Genomic DNA, 20097 nt, shown 5'->3' with positions numbered 1-20097 from the left:
CCACGCGTACCCATCCCGAACACGACCGTTAAGCCCTCCAGCGCCGATGGTACTTGGACCGCAGGGTCCTGGAAGAGTAGGACGTCGCCAAGCACAGATAACCGACCATATGAATATGGTCGGTTTTTTGTTGTTTCTATACATTATGCAGCCGCCATCCCATCCGAGATGTCGGCTTGTTTGTTGTTCATCTTCGCCGGCGCAAAGCAGGCTGAATAGAAGCCGTCATCTGTCGCGTCGGCGGAGAGAGGAGTGACGCTTCTCGAAGCGTTGGCCTGTGATCGTTCACTATCCGGTAAGACACTGCTTTCAATCTGTCCGCCGCAGCGACCGCATTCCTTTACCTCACCGTCGCCTCCTTGCATGAGTACGAGAACACAAGTCTGACACTAGTGATTAAGTACACTGTCAGCAGAGAGTAGCGAGCAGAGCGCTGAGTACAACTAAGAGCCCCTGTATGCGCTCAAACATAATCAGTATGATACTTATCTGATCCCTGAATCGTGACTCATTTCTATGTGCAGCTCATGCATCTACATATGCGCTTGGTCAAATTTGATATCAAGCGAAAATGCTTATTTATCAGGTCAAAAACAACATACTCACTCGCTTGTCAATTTGCCCCAAAGCCAGTAACTGCGCGGGTTTGAGGCACGTACAAAACGACATATTTACGCCGCCTTTACAGTTCCGCTATCGTAACGGTTGTAAGCGTTAGCACGGTATTTGCGTCGGTCAGCCGAGCAACTAGAGAGCCGTGAACTAATCTTGAACCGGAACAATTGTGAAAGGAGTCATTCAATGCTGGATACGAAAACGACCGTTGTAAGCGGTTCAACCGTTGCTGCGCATCAGAACAATAAGCGCATGCGCCGCACACGGACATGGACATGGAAGGGCATCGTCCAGAACTGGGAGCTGTACATTTTCATCGCTCCTGCACTCATTTACTTCCTGCTCTTCTGTTATGGACCGATGTACGGCATTCAAATCGCATTTAAGAACTTCATCCCTACGAAAGGGATTACGGGGAGCCCATGGGTCGGCTTCGACCATATGTCGCGCTTCTTCCATTCCTACTACTTCTGGGACCTGATATGGAACACATTAAGTATCAGCTTGTATTCACTAGCGATCGGTTTCCCGATCCCGATTATTTTGGCGCTTGCCTTCAATGAGATTCGCAATGGCTTCTTTAAGAAGCTGGCGCAGACAGTAACGTATGCGCCGCATTTTATATCCATGGTAGTTATGGCGGGGATGATTATTACGTTCCTTTCCCCATCGACCGGGATTGTAATCCACATCATCGAAGGACTCGGTTTCAACGCGCCGGACTTCCTGTCGGATCCGCGCTGGTTTAAGACGATGTACGTGCTCTCCGATGTATGGCAGAGTGCAGGCTGGGGAACGATTATTTATTTGGCAGCGTTGTCCGGCGTCGATCCAGGACTGCATGAGGCTGCAATTATTGACGGAGCTTCCCGGTTCCAGCGAGTACGTCATATCAATATCCCGACACTTGTGCCAACGATGACGATTTTGCTTATTTTGAGCACGGGTAGTTTGCTTGGCGTTGGCTTTGAGAAAATTTTGCTGCTGCAAAATCCGCTCAACATGACTTCGTCAGACGTCATTTCGACATTCGTATACCGCTCGGGCCTTGTAAGTGCCCAGTACAGCTTCTCGACGGCGATCGGCCTGTTCAACTCCATCGTCAATGCTGTGCTGCTCATTATCGTCAATCAGGTTGTCAGACGTGTGAGCGAGAACAGCTTGTGGTAGAAAGGGGAAGTATTCGGCATGCTATCAGGCGTAAAAGAGAGTGGACGCGACAAACTATTCTTAGTTTGCAACTATATCTATGTTTTTCTGGCGTTTCTTATCGTGTTCTATCCGCTTGTGTATATGCTCAGCGCCTCAATCAGTGATCCGAAGCTTGTCGGCTCCGGTGAAATGTGGCTGTGGCCAAGGGGCATTACATTTGATGGATATAAGCTCGTATTCGAGAATTCAAACATCTGGATTGGATACGGCAACACCATTCTATATACAGTCGTTGGTACAGCGATTAATCTTGCGGTTACGCTGCCAGCTGCATATGCACTAAGTCGTAAAGATTTTGTCGGACGCCATTTCTTCATGGGTGTGTTCATGGTGACGATGTTCTTCGGCGGAGGGCTTGTCCCGACTTACCTGCTCGTGAAGAAGCTACACCTTGTTAATACGATATGGGCGATTGTACTCCCGTCAGCTGCTTCGATCTGGAACATCATCGTTGCCCGCACATTCTTCCAGAGCACACTTCCGAAAGAACTGCAGGAGGCAGCACAGATCGACGGTTGCACCAACATGCGGCTGTTCGTGAGAATCGTTCTGCCGCTGTCGATGCCAATCATCGCGGTTATGGCATTGTTCTATGGTGTCGGCAACTGGAACAGCTACTTCTCAGCGCTCATCTATTTGAATGATGCAGCTAAATATCCGCTTCAATTGGTATTGCGCCAAATCCTCGTTCTTCAGGAGATGGCCGCGCAGGGCGGAGGCGCAATCGACGCTTCAGCAGCAGAGGCGCTCAATAGCAAGGCTGAGATCGCCGCGCTAGTCAAATACGCCGTCATCATTGTGGCGACAGTACCAGTCATTGCGATCTATCCGTTCTTGCAGCGTTATTTTGTCCAAGGTGTTATGATCGGCTCAGTTAAAGGCTGAGTCAGTCTTACCATAATGAAATCAAAGATAAATAGGGAGTTGTTGTCATGAAAAAGGTTCGCAAGGCATCATTGATTCTCCTCAGTCTTATGGCTTCCACCACTCTGCTTCAAGCATGCGGTTCGTCGAGTGACGGCAATGATGCTTCGAACGCAGGATCCAACGCAAATGAAGGAACGAACACCGTGAAGAAAGACGGCTTCCCGATTGTGGACAAGCCACTGACGCTTAAGCTGATGTCGCAAGACGCAGGCAAAGCAGATTGGAATAAGATGCCCGTCATGCAAGAGATGGAGAAGTTGACTGGTGTTCACTTGGAATATCAACTATCTCCGATCGACAGCTTCGCGACGAAGAAGAATCTTGTTTTTGCAAGCGGTGAATTGCCGGATATTTTCTATGCGGCGGATATGACGCCTGCTGAGCAAGTCACATATGGCACCCAAGGCAATCTGCTGCCGCTAGAGAAGTACATTGATGAAGGCTATGCGCCGAACATCAAGAAGATCTTCGATGACCATCCGGATATTCGCAAGTCTTTCACGACACCGGACGGCCATATCTATGCGTTGCCAAGTGTGGATCTGTCCGCTGTATGGTATCGCGGCCCGATGTGGTATAACGGCAAGTTCTTGAAAGCACTTAATGCTACGGAACCGAAAACAACCGAAGAGCTGTACACCTACTTGAAACGAGTGAAGGAAGAGGATCCGAACGGTAACGGCAAGAAGGACGAAGTTCCGCTCAGCTCCGTGAAGCTGAATGATCTGCGTATGTACTTCCTGGGCTTCTGGGGCATCTACAACGAGGTGTACTATGCGGATAAGCAAGACAAAGTCCACTACACGCCGCAAGAAGATGGCTATAAAGACTACCTGACATTCTTGAACCGTCTGTGGAAAGAGGACTTGCTCGATCACGAGACATTCTCGCAAACCGATGAGCAGAAGAAAGCGAAGGGCAAGAACAACCAAGTGGCATTGTTCAGCGACTGGTATCCGTACTTCACGCTCGGCGGCGATGCTAGCAGCGACAATCCGCTGATGACGCCGGTAAGCAGCGAAATTGCAGGTACACCTGTATATGGCAAGCATCCGGGGATTTCCACGTACGGTACGTACGCTCTCTCGAGCACGAACCCTTCGCCGGAAGCGTCGATGCGCTGGGTGGATTACCTCTACAGCTATGAGGGATCGACGCTGTTCAACCAAGGACCGGAGAACACGCTATGGAAATACACGGATAAAGCAACACATGTGAAAGAATGGCTTCCGGTTGAAGGCGGCAAAGACCGCGACGAAGTACGCTCTACGTTGACGCCGAACTATGGTATCGTGACGCCTGGCATGAGCTCAGCAGAGCTGACTAAAGGTCTGAAAGGCGACTTCGATAACTGGATCGACAAGGAGACGGCAGCGAAGCTGACGCCGATTGCTAAAGCTCCGTTCCCGAACGTGTACCTGACAAACGAGCAACAGACGGAAGTGACGACGCTATTGACTGACCTGACTACGTATGTAACGCAGATGGAAGCGAAGTTCGTAACGGGCCAGGAGCCGCTTTCCAACTGGGATAGCTATGTCGCACAACTGAAGAAGATGGGCAGTGACCGTATCGTAGAGCTTTACCAAGGTGCTTATGATACTTGGAACACGAGCAAGTAAACACTCTCATCTGTTGATCCATGCATAAACAAGCAAATAGCCAACCGTTCCGGTCACATTGACCGGGGGTTGGCTATTGTTACTTATTCGTCCTCATTATCGGACGATTGCAGGGCTTGTTCATTTTCGGAGAACAGCTTGCGATATTGTCCTGGCGTATAGCCGGTTTCTTTCTTGAACTTGCGAGTGAAGTTCGGCGTATCTTGATAGCCCACGCGAAGGATGATGTCCTTCAGCGGGTCGCTCGTCGTGCGCAGCTGGCTGGTTACTTCCTCGAGCCGCTTCTGCCAGATGTACTGGATGAAGTTGACCCCGATCTTTTCTTTAAAAGAACGGCTGACATGAGAAGGCGAGACGCTGAACGTAAAGGCGACGGATTCAAGGCTTAGCGAATGGTCCGAATAATGGCTGTCGATATAAGCCGTGATGCGGTCCATTAAGGAAGCCTCTTCTTTCTGGGTGTTCTGCTCCACTTGGCTGCAAATACGTAGCGCCAGCGTCAGCATGCTGCGTTCGAGCTCGTCCAGCGAACTTCCATTGATGGCAGCGGATGCGACGTCCTGCGCGGCGTTGTGAATGCCAAGCTCCGATGCGGTCTTCAGCATCGCATTGAGCAGATCGAAGGAAATGCAGCGTTTAAGCAAAGGCGATACTTGCGATGCTTGCAGGTTCTGCATGGCCGAATTGATAATCTGAGCGGCGACGTCGTAGCTGCCTTGCTTTAAGCTCTGGGCAAGCTTCAAGAGCGTATTGTTCGGTATCCATTCCGCCTGGCTTGGCGTATCAGAGAGCTTCTCGAAATACGCGACGGCGCCGGGCTCGGAGGAGGCCCACAGCTCGAAGGCTGAGCACGCTTCGATGAAGGACTGGTTCAGCTGGCCGGGGCTCTCATAGCAAGTGCCGACGCCGATTGTAAGGAAGTCATCCGTAACGTCGAGCAGGGATGATCGAATCGCTTCTACGATGTCGCGGACACGGTGGAACGAATCCGTATGTCCTTCCCGATTATCCGGGTTGAAACTGATGATTATTCCAAGCTGATCGAGCTGCGATAGCTCGACACCGTATCCAATTGCCTGCAGCTCGGGGAATTCAATCACGTTCAGCAAGCGGGTCACTTCCTGCCGTCTTTCCCGCACGTGCGAGGAACCGTCCGTCCTGCCCGCCCCGATGACGGCGACAAAATGATACGAACGGTCAAAGAGAAGACCGAAGGCTTGCTGCAGCTCTGGCGATTGACCTTGAATATAGCCGTGTTTCAGCACCATCGACAAATAGTGATTACGGGCAAAAGGCTCCTGGAGGTCGATCCGCGAGCTGTACTCCTGCAGCGCAGAGCGGATTCGATCCAGCTCATTGCCGGGGGTTGCCGTGCTACCTTGAGGGCGTTCCGCTTTGAAATTGGATGATGCGAATTCTACAAGACTCGAAATCGGCTGATATTGTTTCCTGGCGAGCAGAAGAGCAGCTGCCGCGCCGGCTATCACGGTAATGCAGAACAGCAGGATGATGAAGCTTCGCACATGCAGCACGCTGCTGAAGAACTGCGAGCTTGGCATCGCGGTAACGTACGTCCAACCGTTGGTCTCCGATTTCACAGATACGACGGAGTGGGCAGTGCCATTAATCTTCCGCTCATGAATGCCGGGAGGCAGATTGATCAACGACTTTGCCGCCAGCTCAGTTATTATTTCTCCATGCCGGTTATCGACAAGGATATTTCCTTTGTTATCCAGAATATAGGTAAGGCCATGATAGTTGCCAAGGACGGACTCAATCAGGCTGGAGAGCTTGGATTCTCGAATCAGATACATGACCGTTCCATGAGGCGTCGGACTGTTCGGCGTGATAGGAACGAGATAGGTCAGCAAATTTTGCATATTCGATGATGAAGTACTCAAAGTTCCCTTGACTGCTCGCATGGAAGGGAACTTGACCGTATTCAAATCCTGGAATTGCTGCTGTTTCGGCCAATTCTGGAAGTTATAAACGGATGCGAATACGTCGAAGTCATAGAGACCTTTGCTGGAATAAATTTTCTCGTCCTTATGGAAGTAGAGCAGAATTTCTTCGATGATCGAACTGGTCGATTTGTATTGATCCAAGCCTTTAATCGCTTCGCCGCTGAATATCGGGTCATGGACGCGATAAGGCGTCAGCCGCTCGTCATAAGAAATACGCGATGCGATCTCGCTCAGCTCTTTAATTCGGGAATCCACGGTAACCTTGGCCTGCGTCAGCTGGTTCAGTCTCGATTGCTCGATTTCGGTTCGCAGATTGTCGACAGCGTTACGGTAAATGAAGATCGTCATCAAGATAAGCGGAATCAGCAGAATGAGTAAGTAGGACCAGATATACTTCATAAAAAGCTTCGATTTAAAGTAGTTCTTTGCTGTCAAACATGATGCCTCCAGTATGATCAGTTGTTTATATTGCTACCAATCATACCAATATTTTATTTTTTTTGCACTTCGTGAGGCAATGGCTAGTAGACGGAGGAACAGACAACGACGAGGGAGTGAGCCGGATGAAGGAAACAACATCAGTATTCTCGCTGGACCAAACGACGCTTGAGCAAATCGAGCGCAAGTTTCAAATGAAGCAGCAGCTGGCTGAAGCAAGACAACAGGAGCTGTTCGGTATTTTTCAAGACGAAGTTCTGAGCGCAGAAGAAACCGTGGCACTCAAGTTGTTGTTCGCTTATATGCCGGTTAATGATATGGCGGATTACAGCGGGGCTTTGTTTCTGAGCCATGTGCGCCAGACACTGGAGATTCGCAAACAAGTGCCGTGGGGATCCCGTGTACCGGATCATCTCTTCCTTCATTTCGTACTTCCCTACAGGGTTAACACGGAGAATATCGAGGACTCGCGTGGTATCCTCTACCACGAATTGGCGGAGCGGACTTCGAATCTCTCGATGGCAGAGGCGATTCTCGAAACGAACTATTGGTGTCATGAGAACGCGACATATATCGGCAGTGATCTGCGCACGCTGTCACCGCTCTCCATGATGCGGAACGCTCGCGGTCGGTGCGGCGAAGAGTCGACGCTGGCTGTGGCAGCGCTTCGAAGCATCGGCATTCCTGCCCGTCAGGTGTATACGCCGCGCTGGGCTCATTGCGATGACAATCATGCATGGGTAGAAGCTTGGGCAGATGGCAAATGGCATTATATCGGAGCTTGTGAACCGGAAGCTCGTCTCGATCAAGGCTGGTTCTCTCCGCCGGCTCGCCGGGCTATGCTGGTCAACACTCGGATATTCGCCGAGTACCCGGGGCCCGAGGACATTACCCTGGGCCACGAGTGGTTTACAGAGATTAATCTGCTGGAAAACTATGCGCAGGCGCGAGAGATACGTGCAGAAGTAAAGGATTCGTTAGGAGCACCTGTTGCTTGGGCGGAAGTGCGGTTCGAGCTTTACAACTATGCCGAATTGTTCCCGATTGCCAGCGTGCAGACGGATGACAGCGGACTCGCTTCCTTTAAGACAGGCTATGGCGATCTAGTCATTCGCGCGGTAAAAGACGGCATGTGGGCCGAAACCAAAATTTCGGTTGCGGATTGTGATTCGGTTACGCTCATTCTGAGTGCGGCGGATCAGCCGATGGGCAGTGTCGATTTCGATATGACACCGCCGCCGGAGCGTGAAGGAGATGCGGTAGAGGCGCTGACGGAAGAGAAAGTCCAGCGGCATAACGCTCGATTGGAGGAGGGAACCAGTTGCCGAGCGACGTACGAGGGGACGTTCCTAGGCGAGCAGGATACTGCTGCGTTGGCGGAAGAGACAGGCTTGTCACTCGAGCGGGTTTGGAGCGTGCTGCAGAAAGCGCGGGGCAACAGCAAGGAGATCGCGGCTTTCTTGCGCGAACAATCGGGCTCATACGGCGACTGGACGCTTCGACTGTTAGAAACGCTCGAAGACAAGGACTTGATCGACACATTCCGCCCAGCGCTTGAAGATCACTTGATCGGCGCTCTCGCCGTTCGCGGAACGCTGAACGAGGATGAGTTCGTCGATTACGTGCTCTGCCCGCGGGTGCTGCATGAAATGATCGTTCCGTATCGTCAAAAGCTTCGCGAGGCGTTCCCGGCAGAGGAATCGGATCAGTTCCGCGCCAATCCATCCGTTCTGGTCCGTCATCTTCAGCAGGGCTTCGGCGTCTGGACGGATCTGCCGAACCTGTCGGGTAGGGGGAATCCGCTCGGCACCTTCGAGATGAAGCTCGGCGATCCGCAGTCGCTCGATATTATGTTCGTTGCGATCTGCCGCAGTCTGGGCATTCCGGCGCGACTGCAGCCAAGCGAACAACACGCGCAGTATTTGCTTGATGGAAGCTGGACGGACGCGGCGATTACAGCAAATGCATCGCAGCAGCGGGAGCCGAACACGCGCGGGCAGCTGCAGCTAATCAAGGACGCTGCCGCTTCGCAAGATACGCCGGATGCGTCTTATATGGAGAACTTCACCTTCGCGCGGCTGGAGGGCGGTGTCTACAAGACGCTTGTGTATCCGTATGCGAAGAAGGATGTTTATGAAGAGCCCTTCGAAGTGGAGCCCGGGGATTACAGGCTGACAACTGGCATTCGTCTGAAAGACGGCACGGTGCGAGTGCGTCTGACGTACTTCACTGTAACGGCTGGAGCAACGACGGAATTGCCGCTTACATTCCGTGAGGCCATGGTCGATATTCCGGTATTGGGCACATTCGATCGCAATAGAGAGATTGCCCAGCTTGACGGCAGATCCGCATCGCTAGCGGAGCTGCTTGAAACAGGCGGCGCAATTGCGGCTTGGATCGAGCCGGAACGGGAGCCGACCAAGCATCTGTTCCGCGAGCTGAGCGAGCTGGCTGAACCGCTGAATCAACTGGGGATTCCGATCGTGCTGCTAATTGGCGATGCAGAGTGGACTGCTTCTTTTGATCCGGCGGACTATCCTAAGCTGCCTTCGCGCACTGTATTTGTTCGGGATACGAGCCGCGCCGCTCTGCCGGACTTGATCGTCCACACGCCGGCGAACGAAGCGGGTTACCCGCATTTGTTCGTCTTGGACACTAAGGACCAGATCCGCTACACGGCATCCGGCTACAAGATCGGAACCGGCAAAGAAACGCTGCAAACGTTGGCGAGCCTTAAACATCAAGCATAGATAGTCAACACGAAACGGTCTCGTTCCTGCATGCCAAGGAAGGAGGCCGTTTTTTTGTGAAACTGCACTGGAAGCTAGGAGTATAAATGGACCGAATCCGCCCAAGATAGTAAGGGGCATACCGTGAATGTAAAGGGTGGCAATGCACTTGACCTTTTGGCAATTTTGCGTATAATAAAGTTAAAGTCAAAGAAAGTCAAAGTCAATTTGACTAAAAACTTTGACGATTCCAACAATCGGCTGTTTAAGCCTTAAGTTTGTTGTAAGGGCATCATAGGGAGGTTGGCGAAATGCGCAACATTTCCGATCTCATCGAGCAGTACCTCAAGCATATGCTAAAGGAAAGCCCTGGCGGCGCTGTTGAACTGCAGCGCAACGATTTGGCAGACCGGTTCTCTTGTGTCCCGTCCCAAATCAATTACGTCATCAGTACGCGGTTCACGCTGGAGAAGGGTTATCTGGTAGAGAGCAAGCGCGGCGGCGGCGGGTATATCCGCATTCAGCGCGTGGAGCTGCCTACGTTGTCGGCCCTCCAACAGCATCTCGCCGAAACAATCGGCGATCAAGTGGATCAGGATACGGCAGAAGGAATTGTGTATCAGCTGGAGGAAGGGAAGCATATCTCAAGGCGCGAAGCGAATTTGCTCCGGGCGGCGATGTCCCGCGACACCATTGCTGTGAAGCTTCCACTGCGTGACGAAATTCGGGCCAGATTACTCCGGGCGATGCTGATTACACTGCTCGTGAAGTAAGCTGCGCAGCCTTGCAAGAGGAGGGATAGTGCGGAATGCTTTGTCAGGAATGTGACAAGAAGCCGGCTACGCTTCATTTTACGAAAATTGTGAATGGCGAGAAGACGGAGTTCCATATTTGTGAATCGTGCGCACGTGAACGGGGGGAAGGAATCCCGGGCACAGCGAACGGATTCTCGATCCACAGCTTGTTGTCCGGACTTCTGGACTTCGAGCCGGTCGGCAGCATGAACGCGCTTGGCGCAAAGCCGGCGCAGCAGCTTCGCTGCGACAATTGCGGTCTGACCTATACACAATTTAGTAAGATGGGCCGGTTCGGCTGCAGTAATTGTTACACCCAGTTTGGAAGCAAATTGGATCCGATTCTGAAGCGGGTTCACGGCAATACGACACATGTCGGTAAAATTCCAAAGCGCACAGGTGTTCAAATTCAGCTCAAACGGGAAATCGAAGAGCTTAAAACGGATTTGAACATGCGAATCGAGCAGCAGGAGTTTGAGACCGCTGCTGAGCTACGTGACCGGATTCGGGAGCTGGAGCGCAAAATAGCCGATGTTTAGACACGGTTAGGATGGTGAAATGAAACGATGTCGAAGCGGTCTTATGTAGAAGAAGCGCTAAGCGACTGGATGAAGGGCAACGGCCCGGACACGGATGTTGTCATCAGCAGCCGGATCCGCATTGCCCGTAATTTATCGGGTCATCCGTTTCCGATGCTTGCGACCTCACAGCAGGCGCAGGACGTCATGAAGCAGCTCATCGATGTTGCTGAAACTGGCCGATTAGACAGCGTCGGATCGTTCGAAACGATTGAGCTCTCCGAGTTAAGCGAGTTAGAGCGCAGAGTTCTCGTGGAGAAACATTTGATCAGTCCGAGCTTGGCGAATGAATCGCGCTGCGGTGCGGTGATGCTTAGCGAGAACGAGTCGGTTAGCATTATGGTGAACGAAGAGGATCACTTGCGGATTCAATGCTTGTATCCCGGCTTTCAGATTAAGGAAGCATGGACGGTGGCGAGCCGCATTGACGATATTTTTGAAGAAGTCACTGATTATGCGTTCGATGAACGAAGAGGCTACTTAACGAGCTGTCCGACCAATGTCGGAACGGGCATTCGCTCTTCAGTGATGATGCATCTGCCGGGGCTCGTGCTTACGCAGCAGATCAATCGGATTCTGTCAGCCATCCAGCAAGTGGGGCTAGCGGTTCGGGGGATTTATGGCGAGGGCAGCGAAGCGCTCGGAAACTTGTTTCAAATCTCGAATCAGATTACGCTTGGTCAGTCCGAGGGGGAAATCATCGAGAATCTGCATAGCGTCGCGCGTCAAATTATCGAGCACGAGAGAGCGGCACGCCAGCGTCTGCTGGAGGAGTCGCGAGTGCGCCTGGAGGATCGGGTGCTCCGTTCTTATGGTACGTTGTCGCATGCGATGATTATGGATTCGAAGGAAGCGGCTCAGCGGCTTTCCGATGTAAGGCTCGGTATTGATTTAGGCCTGGTTCAAGAAGTGTCACCTCAGGTAATGAATGAGATGATGGTATTAACGCAGCCGGGCTTTCTCCAACAGGTGTTTCGTGAGAAAATGACGCCTGAACAGCGAGACATCCGGCGAGCGGAACTTATACGCAAGCAGTTGAACAGTGAAACTGATCATGGGGGTGTATGAACATGATGTTTGGAAGATTTACCGAAAGGGCACAGAAGGTGCTCGCATTAGCGCAGGAAGAAGCGGTTCGTCTCGGTCATAACAATATCGGCACGGAGCATATTCTGCTCGGGCTGAACCGGGAAGGGGAAGGAATCGCAGCCAAAGCTCTTATCGGGCTAGGCCTTAGCCTTGAGAAAATTCAAGACGAAGTCGAGACTTTAATCGGCCGCGGACAAGAGCAACCAACTAATATCGCTTATACACCGCGTGCGAAGAAGGTTATTGAGCTGTCGATGGATGAGGCGCGCAAGCTTGGCCATACGTATGTGGGTACAGAGCATATCCTGCTCGGACTCATCCGTGAAGGCGAAGGCGTCGCAGCTCGCGTTCTGAATAACCTCGGCATAAGTTTAAATAAAGCACGTCAACAAGTGCTGCAGCTTCTCGGAAGCAGCGAAGCCGTGTCCAGCAATCATGGGGCACCGGCGAATGTCAGCACACCGACACTGGACGGACTTGCTCGTGACTTGACGGCATATGCCAAAGACGGCAATCTGGACCCGGTTATCGGACGCAGCAAAGAAATCGAGCGCGTTATCCAAGTGCTCAGCCGCAGAACGAAGAACAATCCGGTTCTGATCGGTGAACCTGGGGTAGGTAAAACAGCGATTGCCGAAGGGCTCGCACAGAAGATCATCGCAGGCGAAATTCCGGAGACGCTGCGCGACAAACGCGTCATGACGCTCGATATGGGCTCTGTCGTTGCCGGAACGAAGTACCGTGGTGAGTTCGAAGACCGCTTGAAAAAGATAATGGACGAAATTCGCCAAGCCGGAAACATCGTCCTGTTCATCGATGAGCTGCATACGCTGATCGGTGCAGGCGGCGCGGAAGGCGCGATTGATGCTTCGAATATCTTGAAGCCTGCGCTTGCGCGCGGTGAGCTGCAATGTATCGGTGCAACGACGCTGGACGAATATCGCAAATATATTGAGAAAGACGCCGCGCTGGAGCGCCGCTTCCAACCGATTACGGTAGATCAACCGTCGCCGGAAGAAGCGATTCAGATCCTTCACGGTCTGCGCGATCGTTATGAAGCGCATCACCGCGTTAAGATCACAGATGAAGCGATTGAGCAAGCGGTTAAACTATCTGACCGTTACATTACAGATCGGTTCCTGCCGGATAAAGCGATCGACCTGATCGATGAGGCGTCCTCTAAAGTACGCTTGAAATCGTATACGGTACCGCCTAATCTCAAACAGCTTGAGAACCGTCTGGAGGATATCCGCAAGGAGAAAGACTCCGCCGTTCAAAGCCAAGAGTTCGAGAAAGCGGCTGCGCTTCGCGATACGGAGCAGAAGATTCGCGAAGAGCTCGACGTGACGAAGAATCAGTGGAAAGAAAAGCAAGGACGCACGGATTCTGAAGTAACGCCGGATGATATCGCTCAAATTGTAGCTAGCTGGACAGGTATTCCAGTTTCGAAACTTGCTGAGGAAGAGACGCAGCGCCTGCTCAAGATGGAAGAGATTCTGCATGACCGCGTTATCGGTCAGAGCGAAGCGGTTAAAGCGGTATCCCGCGCAATCCGCAGAGCACGTGCAGGTCTGAAGGATCCGAAGCGTCCGATGGGCTCGTTTATTTTCCTCGGCCCAACGGGTGTAGGTAAGACGGAGCTTGCCCGTGCGCTGGCAGAAGCGATGTTCGGCGATGAGAATGCGGTTATCCGCATCGACATGTCGGAATATATGGAGAAGCATTCGACTTCGCGTCTCGTCGGAGCGCCTCCAGGCTATGTCGGCTATGAAGAAGGCGGTCAGTTGACCGAGAAAGTACGCCGCAAGCCATACTCGGTCGTACTGCTTGATGAGATCGAGAAGGCGCATCCGGAAGTGTTCAATATCTTGCTGCAAGTGCTTGAGGATGGCCGTCTGACGGACTCCAAAGGCCGCGTAGTAGACTTCCGTAATACGCTTATCATTATGACATCGAACGTCGGCGCTGACCAAATCAAGAAGAACTCTTCGCTTGGTTTCACAGCAGCGCAGGATGCGGGCCGCGACTTTAACATCATGAAGGATAAGGTGCTGGCAGAGCTCAAGAAGAGCTTCCGTCCGGAGTTCCTGAACCGGATTGACGAAACGATCGTGTTCCACTCTCTCGAGAAAGAGCATATTTCTCAAATCGTGACGCTTATGTCCGAAGAGCTTCGCAAACGTCTGCGCGAGCAGGAAGTGGACTTCACGCTTACTGACTCAGCGAAGGAGTTCCTTGCGAAGGAAGGCTTCGATCCGCAGTACGGCGCTCGTCCACTGCGCAGAGCGATCCAGAAGCATATCGAGGACCGTCTGTCCGAAGATCTGCTGATGGGCAAGATCTCCAAGGGTCATACGCTCATCATCGATGAGAAAGATGGCGGGTTGACGGTTACTCATGTTGATAGTGTGTCGGCTCCTGAGGAAACGGCAACGAAGTAAATGATGTAAATATGTAATGGTGTTAAATGTATCGCTGATACATGTAACGCAGTTACATGCAGCCCCTCACTCGCAGAGTGAGGGGCTTTTCCTTATGTATTGCTCCGAACGTTAAGCGTGTCCCAAAGGGACGAAAGCGAGCATCTGCACTTACCAACTCTATAGCGTCTCTATAGCGGTCCACGTTATCATGTGTCCCGTAGGGACAACAGGTATCAAGATAACGCCAATCGTACGAATTTCGGCACCAAAAGTCTCTCGCGAGCGCTTCTCTGTATCTCAAACGTTCCACCTTCCGGGAGTCCAGAGGGGTGGTAACCCCTTGGGGTCCCCCTGGCGAGGGGGATTTAGGGGGTGGCATTAGATTTAGGAAATGGTAGCCTTAGTTTTTAAGTGTGGCATCACGTTTAAACGATTTTAAGGCTCATTGGGGTGGCTTCCTCAGGTGGTAAATGGTAAACTTTGAATGATACCTCAAATGCATAAGGAGCCGCTGATGGCAAAACTTAAAACCAAGTTCGCATGTACGGAATGCGGCACAGAATCACCGAAGTGGATGGGCAAATGTCCGGGCTGCGGACAATGGAATACGATGGTGGAAGAGAAGGAAACGGTCGTCAAGACACAAGGAATGGGCTCTGCGATCATTCAGACGAAAGAAAAGCCGCGTTCCATCATACATATAGAAAGTGGTCAGGAAAAACGGATTGAGACAACCAATCAGGAGCTTAATCGCGTACTGGGCGGTGGTGTCGTACCGGGTTCGCTCATTCTTGTAGGCGGAGACCCTGGTATCGGCAAATCAACGTTGCTGCTTCAAACCTCGCATGCGCTTGCTTCGAAGAATTTGACGGTCCTTTATATCTCTGGTGAGGAATCGGTTCGGCAGACTCGCCTGCGGGCAGATCGCCTCGGAGCGCTTACCGACAAGCTGTACGTACTGTGCGAAACGAACATGGAGCAGATCAACGATGCGATTGAATCCGTCCAGCCGGATTTTCTGGTCATCGACTCGATTCAGACGGTGTACGACCCGAATGTGCAATCTGCGCCGGGCAGCGTCTCGCAAGTAAGGGAGTGTACTGCTCACTTCATGCGCGTCGCGAAGATTAAAGGCATTGCAACCGTGCTTGTCGGCCATGTCACGAAGGAAGGGGCAATCGCCGGTCCTCGTATGCTGGAGCATATGGTGGACTGCGTGCTCTATTTCGAGGGAGAGCGTCATCACACGTACCGGTTGCTTAGGGCCGTTAAGAATCGGTTCGGTTCCACGAACGAGATCGGAATCTTCGAAATGGGGGAAGAAGGGCTGCGGGAGGTCAATAATCCGTCCGAGCTATTCTTGTCCGAACGTCCGCTTGGCGTATCCGGATCTACCGTTGTCGCAGCTATGGAGGGTACAAGGCCTGTGCTCGTAGAGCTTCAGGCGCTAGTCGCTACAACGAACTTCCCATCGCCTCGGCGAATGGCAACCGGGATTGACCATAATCGGATGACGCTTATTGTGGCGGTGCTGGAGAAGCGGATGGGGATGTTCCTGCAGACGCAAGATGCTTACTTAAACGTTGCCGGCGGTATAAGGCTCGATGAACCGGCGGTCGATCTCGCTGCAGCGGTCAGCATTGCATCAAGCTTCCGCGACGCGCCGACAAGACCGTATGACGTATTTTTTGGTGAAATCGGGCTTACGGGTGAAGTGCGGGGCGTATCCCGTGCGGAGCAGCGTGTGAAAGAAGCACAGAAGCTAGGCTTCAAACGAGTCATTATGCCAAGCAAGAGCTTGAAAGGCTGGACTCCGCCGAAAGGCATAGAAATCATCGGTGTAGAGACGGTCGCGCAGGCGCTGTCCGCAGCATTCGGGTAGAGGGGGGAAATGGATGAAAGAGACGAACCAAACAGATTTCATAAATCAACTGCTCCAGATGGTCGCTCCCGGCATGGCATTCCGGGAAGGGCTCGATAACGTGCTGCGAGCGAAGACCGGAGCGTTGATCGTAGTCGGCTACAGCCCGGAGGTAATGGAGGTCGTTGACGGCGGATTCTCCATTAACTGCGACTTTTCCCCAAACTATTTATACGAGCTCGCCAAAATGGACGGCGCGATTATTCTTAGCGAGGACCGTAAGCGTATCTTGTATGCCAATACACAGCTCATTCCGGACAGTTCCATTTCGTCCAGCGAGACGGGGATTCGTCACCGGACCGCGGAGCGGGTCGCCAAGCAGACCGGCAAGCTCGTCGTATCGATCTCCCAGCGGCGGAATGTCATTACGCTGTATCAAGGCCAGTTCAGATATTCGCTGAAGGAAATGGGCGTTATCTTAACGAAAGCGAACCAGGCGATACAGACGCTTGAGAAATACAAAGTGGTGCTCAATCAGTCGTTTACGAACTTGTCTGCCCTGGAATTTGAAGAAATGGTCACACTGCAGGAAGTGGCGCATGTCATTAAGCGGGTCGAGATGGTCATCCGCGTAAAGACGGAAATCAAGCGGTATGTGAATGAGCTTGGCACCGAAGGCCGTCTGATCGCGATGCAGATGGAAGAGCTTGTCGGCGGCGTGGAGGATGAAGCATGGTTCCTGCTCAAAGACTATGTGAAAGATCCGCATGAAGATCGCATTCGCGAAATTCGCGCAAGCATTCGCAAGCTTAGCTCCGAAGAATTGCTCGAGCTGCCGCAGATCATTAAGCTGCTTGGCTATAGCGGCTTCAGCGCTGCCTCCGAAGAGATGGTTGCGCCGCGCGGTTATCGTTTGCTGAGCCGGATTCCGCGGCTGCCAGCGGTCATTATGAACAATCTGGTTGAGCGGTTCGGTTCCCTGCCGCATATTTTGATGGCGACGATTGAGGAACTCGACTCTGTGGATGGGATTGGCGAAGTGAGGGCGCGTGCGATTAAGGAAGGGCTCAAACGGATCCAAGAGCAGATGTTCATTGACAGACAAATCTAAATCTCATACAATGAGGGAATGCAGACGGACCAGACTTGGGTATCACTGACAGTTGAACCGTTTTATGCATCCTTCAAAAACCTCGCAGGAAGTTTTTTTCTCAGTTTGCCGACGATACTGCAAATTGCGGTTTTGGGGCATAGTAAAGATGAGGTGGAGCAAATGATCACGAAGTCAATACCGAGTCTTTTTACCGTGGCGAATTTATTTCTAGGCATTGTCGCCATCATTCTTATATTTCCTGATAACGCAAAGCCTGAAGTAGCTGCGATGATGGTCATTATCGCGATGCTGATGGATGGCGTTGATGGTCGGGTCGCGCGTGCGCTAAACGCCCAAAGTGAATTCGGCAAAGAACTTGATTCCTTGTCCGATGTCATTTCCTTCGGGGTTGCACCAGCTTTCATCATGTACAGCGTAGCTTTCCAAGAGCTTAATCCAGCTCCGGCTTGGATTATTACAGCACTGTTCCCGATCTGCGGAGCACTGCGGCTCGCAAGATTCAATGTCATCTCAGGGATGCCGGGTTACTTCATCGGCTTGCCGATTCCGGCAGCAGGCGGAGTGCTTGCGACACTTGCTCTTTTCCACAAGGATATATCCGTTCCCGTACTTATGATTACAACGCTTGTCCTTTCGTTCTTGATGGTAAGCACAGTCCGTTATCCGAACTTCAAGAAGGTAGGTATTCCGAGGAATGCCATCTGGGTTGTGCCGATTGTCGTAGCAGTTGCTGTTGTGCTTGGGATTCTGTTCCCGCACCATCTATCGAAGATCATTTTCATCCCGTTGGTGCTATACGCACTCTACGGCTTAAAAAAAAACGTTGATCGCCGTCTCCCCAGCCGGAAACGGAAGAGAATGTTGGAAAATCAGCTTCAAGAGGAAGCTGTTCATAGCGAGCATAGCGCATAATTCAAGTGCTTTTGCTCAAAAAAAGACCGCCTTGTCAATCCGTAACCGGATCGACGAGGCGGTTTTTGTTATGGGGATAAGTTACGTTAAGTTAAATAACCCAAGCGTGCTGCATTTATCAGATTCCCGGTCAATAACGTCGGCAAGCTGAATATCGAGTAGATTGCACATGGCGGACATATAGAACATATTGCGTCCAAGCTCGTTCTGAATGGCTTCCTTGCAATGCTCGCACAGATCGCCTGAAATGTGATGGTGAAGTTTGGTCTTGGCCTGCTCGAGATTAAAGTCGTCTGCAAATTGTTGCTTCCGCGCGTTTAATTCAATACATCCGCATTCTGTAACGGCCTTTGCTACCGCGCGATTCACGGAAGTGCCGGATTGACCGTACTTTGACATGACGTCCAGCAAGCTGCGATGCCGCAGCAGCAGCTCCGAAACTTGCTGCTGAAACTGCTCCAATGTTGGTGCGTTCATCGGGTACCACCTCATTTCAGGATTGGGATTGCTTTACTTTTATTATAAGCCTCCCCGGCTCTCTTTTCAAAACTGATTTATGCGATTTTGTCCGATTTATGGGCTAAGTTAATAAATTCTAATGGATTGGGATGACGGGCGATTAACGTGACAATAATTGGCACATAATTGTTAATGGAGGTGGATTTATATGATGAAGCGAATGATTCAGCTAATGGGTTTATTGTTCGGCGGATTTCTAGGCGCTCAAATGTATAGCTCTTTGAACGGGAGCATGAGCTTTATGGAATCAACAAATGGTATTATGCAGCATTCAGGCAGCTACTACATGAACGTGGGCATCGGCGCGATTTGCGGCTTTGCGGCAGCAACGGTTCTGGCAGGTCCAATCTTGAGGTGGATGCAGCAAGGGGCGGAGCGGGCTTCGGAGATGCCGACAGGCGAGCTGTTGTCTGGCGGCGGCGGTCTGCTTGGCGGTCTGGCGTTATCAGCCCTTATTTATCCGGCACTTTCGGGCTTGACCGGTGCGGGTATCTTTGTTCCGATCGCACTGACAATTCTTCTTGGGTATATCGGTATGCGAGTAGGACTTAGCAAACAAGGCGAATTGGCATCGATGTTCAAAACACTGTCCGAGCGTCCGAGCGCGCAGATGCGGGTAGAAGAAGACAGCAGCTACGAGGAGCATAAAATTCTCGATACGAGCGTCATTATCGACGGCAGAATCGCTGATATCTGCAAGACGGGATTCATTGAGGGCACGCTGGTTATTCCGGAGTTCGTGCTTGAAGAGCTGCAGCATATTGCGGATTCGTCGGATTTGCTTAAGCGTAACCGGGGCCGCAGAGGTCTGGATATCCTCAACAAAATCCAGAAAGAGCTCGATGTGAAGGTCCTCATCTATGAAGGTGAAGCGGAAGAGGGCGAGGTCGACAGCAAGCTGGTGAAGCTGGCGAAGGTGCTGCACGGCAAAGTGGTGACGAACGACTTCAACTTGAATAAGGTGTGCGAGCTGCAAGGCGTATCCGTCCTCAATATTAATGATCTTGCGAATGCCGTGAAGCCGGTCGTTCTTCCAGGTGAAGAGATCGTCGTGCAGGTGATCAAAGACGGCAAAGAGCATGGACAAGGTGTCGCCTATCTGGATGACGGCACGATGATTGTCGTCGAAGGCGGACGGGATTACATCGGAACGACGATGGAGGTGCTCGTGACGAGCGTGCTGCAAACGTCTGCGGGCCGGATGATTTTCGCGAAGCCGAAGCTGTTGGAAAAAGCTCTCTAAAGCGGTATGATAGGGGATAGGCTACTTGGGCAATCCGCTTGTAGCTCGAACGAACCT

General features: G+C 51.8%; 15 protein-coding genes and 1 rRNA gene. 13 read left to right on the top strand and 3 right to left on the bottom strand.

The features are described 5' to 3' along the window. A 5S ribosomal RNA gene (gene rrf, locus AC0YNX_RS29950) occupies positions 1-93 on the top strand; the annotation flags it as partial. 50 nt (positions 94-143) lie between these two features. Here the strand turns inward: rrf and AC0YNX_RS29945 are convergent. Beyond that, positions 144-365, bottom strand: a complete 222-nt coding sequence (locus tag AC0YNX_RS29945) for a hypothetical protein (protein ID WP_475819336.1) — start codon at positions 363-365, stop codon at positions 144-146. Positions 366-867: 502 nt separating this feature from the next. On the opposite strand from AC0YNX_RS29945, the gene AC0YNX_RS29940 reads away from it, so the two are divergent. Genes AC0YNX_RS29940 through AC0YNX_RS29930 form a run of 3 tightly spaced genes read left to right on the top strand, consistent with a single transcriptional unit; the run spans position 868 to position 4376 of the window. Then, positions 868-1785, top strand: a complete 918-nt coding sequence (locus AC0YNX_RS29940; RefSeq protein WP_475819340.1) for an ABC transporter permease — start codon at positions 868-870, stop codon at positions 1783-1785. Positions 1786-1803: 18 nt separating this feature from the next. Beyond that, complete coding sequence (locus AC0YNX_RS29935; RefSeq protein ID WP_475819335.1) at positions 1804-2712, top strand: carbohydrate ABC transporter permease; 909 nt, start codon at positions 1804-1806, stop codon at positions 2710-2712. Positions 2713-2759: 47 nt separating this feature from the next. After that, positions 2760-4376: a type 2 periplasmic-binding domain-containing protein gene (locus AC0YNX_RS29930; protein ID WP_475819334.1), complete on the top strand. Its 1617-nt coding sequence runs from the start codon at positions 2760-2762 to the stop codon at positions 4374-4376. 83 nt (positions 4377-4459) lie between these two features. On the opposite strand, the gene AC0YNX_RS29925 is transcribed toward AC0YNX_RS29930, so the two are convergent. Continuing rightward, positions 4460-6775: a helix-turn-helix domain-containing protein gene (locus AC0YNX_RS29925; RefSeq protein ID WP_475819333.1), complete on the bottom strand. Its 2316-nt coding sequence runs from the start codon at positions 6773-6775 to the stop codon at positions 4460-4462. Between the two features lie 128 nt (positions 6776-6903). Here AC0YNX_RS29925 and AC0YNX_RS29920 point away from each other — a divergent pair, with 128 nt between their 5' ends. From AC0YNX_RS29920 to pssA, 8 genes are all read left to right on the top strand, one after another. After that, positions 6904-9528 carry a transglutaminase domain-containing protein gene (locus AC0YNX_RS29920; protein WP_475819332.1) on the top strand — a complete coding sequence of 875 codons (2625 nt, stop codon included), beginning with the start codon at positions 6904-6906 and terminating at the stop codon, positions 9526-9528. A 290-nt stretch (positions 9529-9818) separates the two neighbouring features. Further along, entirely contained in the window at positions 9819-10280 is a 462-nt protein-coding gene (locus AC0YNX_RS29915) for a CtsR family transcriptional regulator (protein WP_475819331.1), read from the top strand. Between the two features lie 35 nt (positions 10281-10315). Next, complete coding sequence (locus AC0YNX_RS29910) at positions 10316-10840, top strand: UvrB/UvrC motif-containing protein (protein ID WP_475819330.1); 525 nt, start codon at positions 10316-10318, stop codon at positions 10838-10840. Between the two features lie 27 nt (positions 10841-10867). Further along, positions 10868-11947 (top strand): protein arginine kinase, encoded by a 1080-nt coding sequence (locus AC0YNX_RS29905; RefSeq protein ID WP_475819329.1) that lies wholly within the window; start codon positions 10868-10870, stop codon positions 11945-11947. Positions 11948-11949: 2 nt separating this feature from the next. Then, positions 11950-14409, top strand: a complete 2460-nt coding sequence (locus tag AC0YNX_RS29900; RefSeq protein ID WP_475819328.1) for an ATP-dependent Clp protease ATP-binding subunit — start codon at positions 11950-11952, stop codon at positions 14407-14409. Between the two features lie 496 nt (positions 14410-14905). Then, on the top strand, positions 14906-16273 hold the full coding sequence (gene radA / locus AC0YNX_RS29895; RefSeq protein ID WP_475819327.1) for a DNA repair protein RadA: 1368 nt from the start codon (positions 14906-14908) through the stop codon (positions 16271-16273). Between the two features lie 13 nt (positions 16274-16286). Further along, positions 16287-17363, top strand: a complete 1077-nt coding sequence (disA, locus tag AC0YNX_RS29890; RefSeq protein WP_475819326.1) for a DNA integrity scanning diadenylate cyclase DisA — start codon at positions 16287-16289, stop codon at positions 17361-17363. Between the two features lie 162 nt (positions 17364-17525). Then, positions 17526-18278, top strand: a complete 753-nt coding sequence (pssA, locus tag AC0YNX_RS29885; protein ID WP_475819325.1) for a CDP-diacylglycerol--serine O-phosphatidyltransferase — start codon at positions 17526-17528, stop codon at positions 18276-18278. Positions 18279-18359: 81 nt separating this feature from the next. Here the strand turns inward: pssA and AC0YNX_RS29880 are convergent, their stop codons facing one another. Next, positions 18360-18755 (bottom strand): DUF1573 domain-containing protein, encoded by a 396-nt coding sequence (locus AC0YNX_RS29880; protein ID WP_126011582.1) that lies wholly within the window; start codon positions 18753-18755, stop codon positions 18360-18362. A 190-nt stretch (positions 18756-18945) separates the two neighbouring features. On the opposite strand from AC0YNX_RS29880, the gene AC0YNX_RS29875 reads away from it, so the two are divergent. Beyond that, positions 18946-20040, top strand: coding sequence for a PIN/TRAM domain-containing protein (locus AC0YNX_RS29875; protein ID WP_475819324.1), 1095 nt, complete (start codon positions 18946-18948; stop codon positions 20038-20040). Positions 20041-20097: the final 57 nt, after the last annotated feature.

This window comes from Paenibacillus sp. J31R98, assembly GCF_056269245.1.
Note: the sequence above shows the minus strand (reverse complement) of the source record. Positions and strands in the feature narration are given on the sequence as shown.

Excerpts from the sequence above, each read along its gene's own strand:
- AC0YNX_RS29945 (WP_475819336.1), bottom strand. The coding sequence starts at position 365 with ATGCAAGGAGGCGACGGTGAGGTAAAGGAATGCGGTCGCTGCGGCGGA.
- disA (WP_475819326.1), top strand. The coding sequence starts at position 16,287 with ATGAAAGAGACGAACCAAACAGATTTCATAAATCAACTGCTCCAGATG.
- pssA (WP_475819325.1), top strand. The coding sequence starts at position 17,526 with ATGATCACGAAGTCAATACCGAGTCTTTTTACCGTGGCGAATTTATTT.
- AC0YNX_RS29935 (WP_475819335.1), top strand. The coding sequence starts at position 1,804 with ATGCTATCAGGCGTAAAAGAGAGTGGACGCGACAAACTATTCTTAGTT.
- AC0YNX_RS29910 (WP_475819330.1), top strand. The coding sequence starts at position 10,316 with ATGCTTTGTCAGGAATGTGACAAGAAGCCGGCTACGCTTCATTTTACG.
- AC0YNX_RS29905 (WP_475819329.1), top strand. The coding sequence starts at position 10,868 with ATGTCGAAGCGGTCTTATGTAGAAGAAGCGCTAAGCGACTGGATGAAG.
- AC0YNX_RS29875 (WP_475819324.1), top strand. The coding sequence starts at position 18,946 with ATGATGAAGCGAATGATTCAGCTAATGGGTTTATTGTTCGGCGGATTT.
- AC0YNX_RS29900 (WP_475819328.1), top strand. The coding sequence starts at position 11,950 with ATGATGTTTGGAAGATTTACCGAAAGGGCACAGAAGGTGCTCGCATTA.
- AC0YNX_RS29940 (WP_475819340.1), top strand. The coding sequence starts at position 868 with ATGCGCCGCACACGGACATGGACATGGAAGGGCATCGTCCAGAACTGG.
- AC0YNX_RS29915 (WP_475819331.1), top strand. The coding sequence starts at position 9,819 with ATGCGCAACATTTCCGATCTCATCGAGCAGTACCTCAAGCATATGCTA.
- AC0YNX_RS29930 (WP_475819334.1), top strand. The coding sequence starts at position 2,760 with ATGAAAAAGGTTCGCAAGGCATCATTGATTCTCCTCAGTCTTATGGCT.
- AC0YNX_RS29920 (WP_475819332.1), top strand. The coding sequence starts at position 6,904 with ATGAAGGAAACAACATCAGTATTCTCGCTGGACCAAACGACGCTTGAG.
- radA (WP_475819327.1), top strand. The coding sequence starts at position 14,906 with ATGGCAAAACTTAAAACCAAGTTCGCATGTACGGAATGCGGCACAGAA.
- AC0YNX_RS29880 (WP_126011582.1), bottom strand. The coding sequence starts at position 18,755 with ATGAACGCACCAACATTGGAGCAGTTTCAGCAGCAAGTTTCGGAGCTG.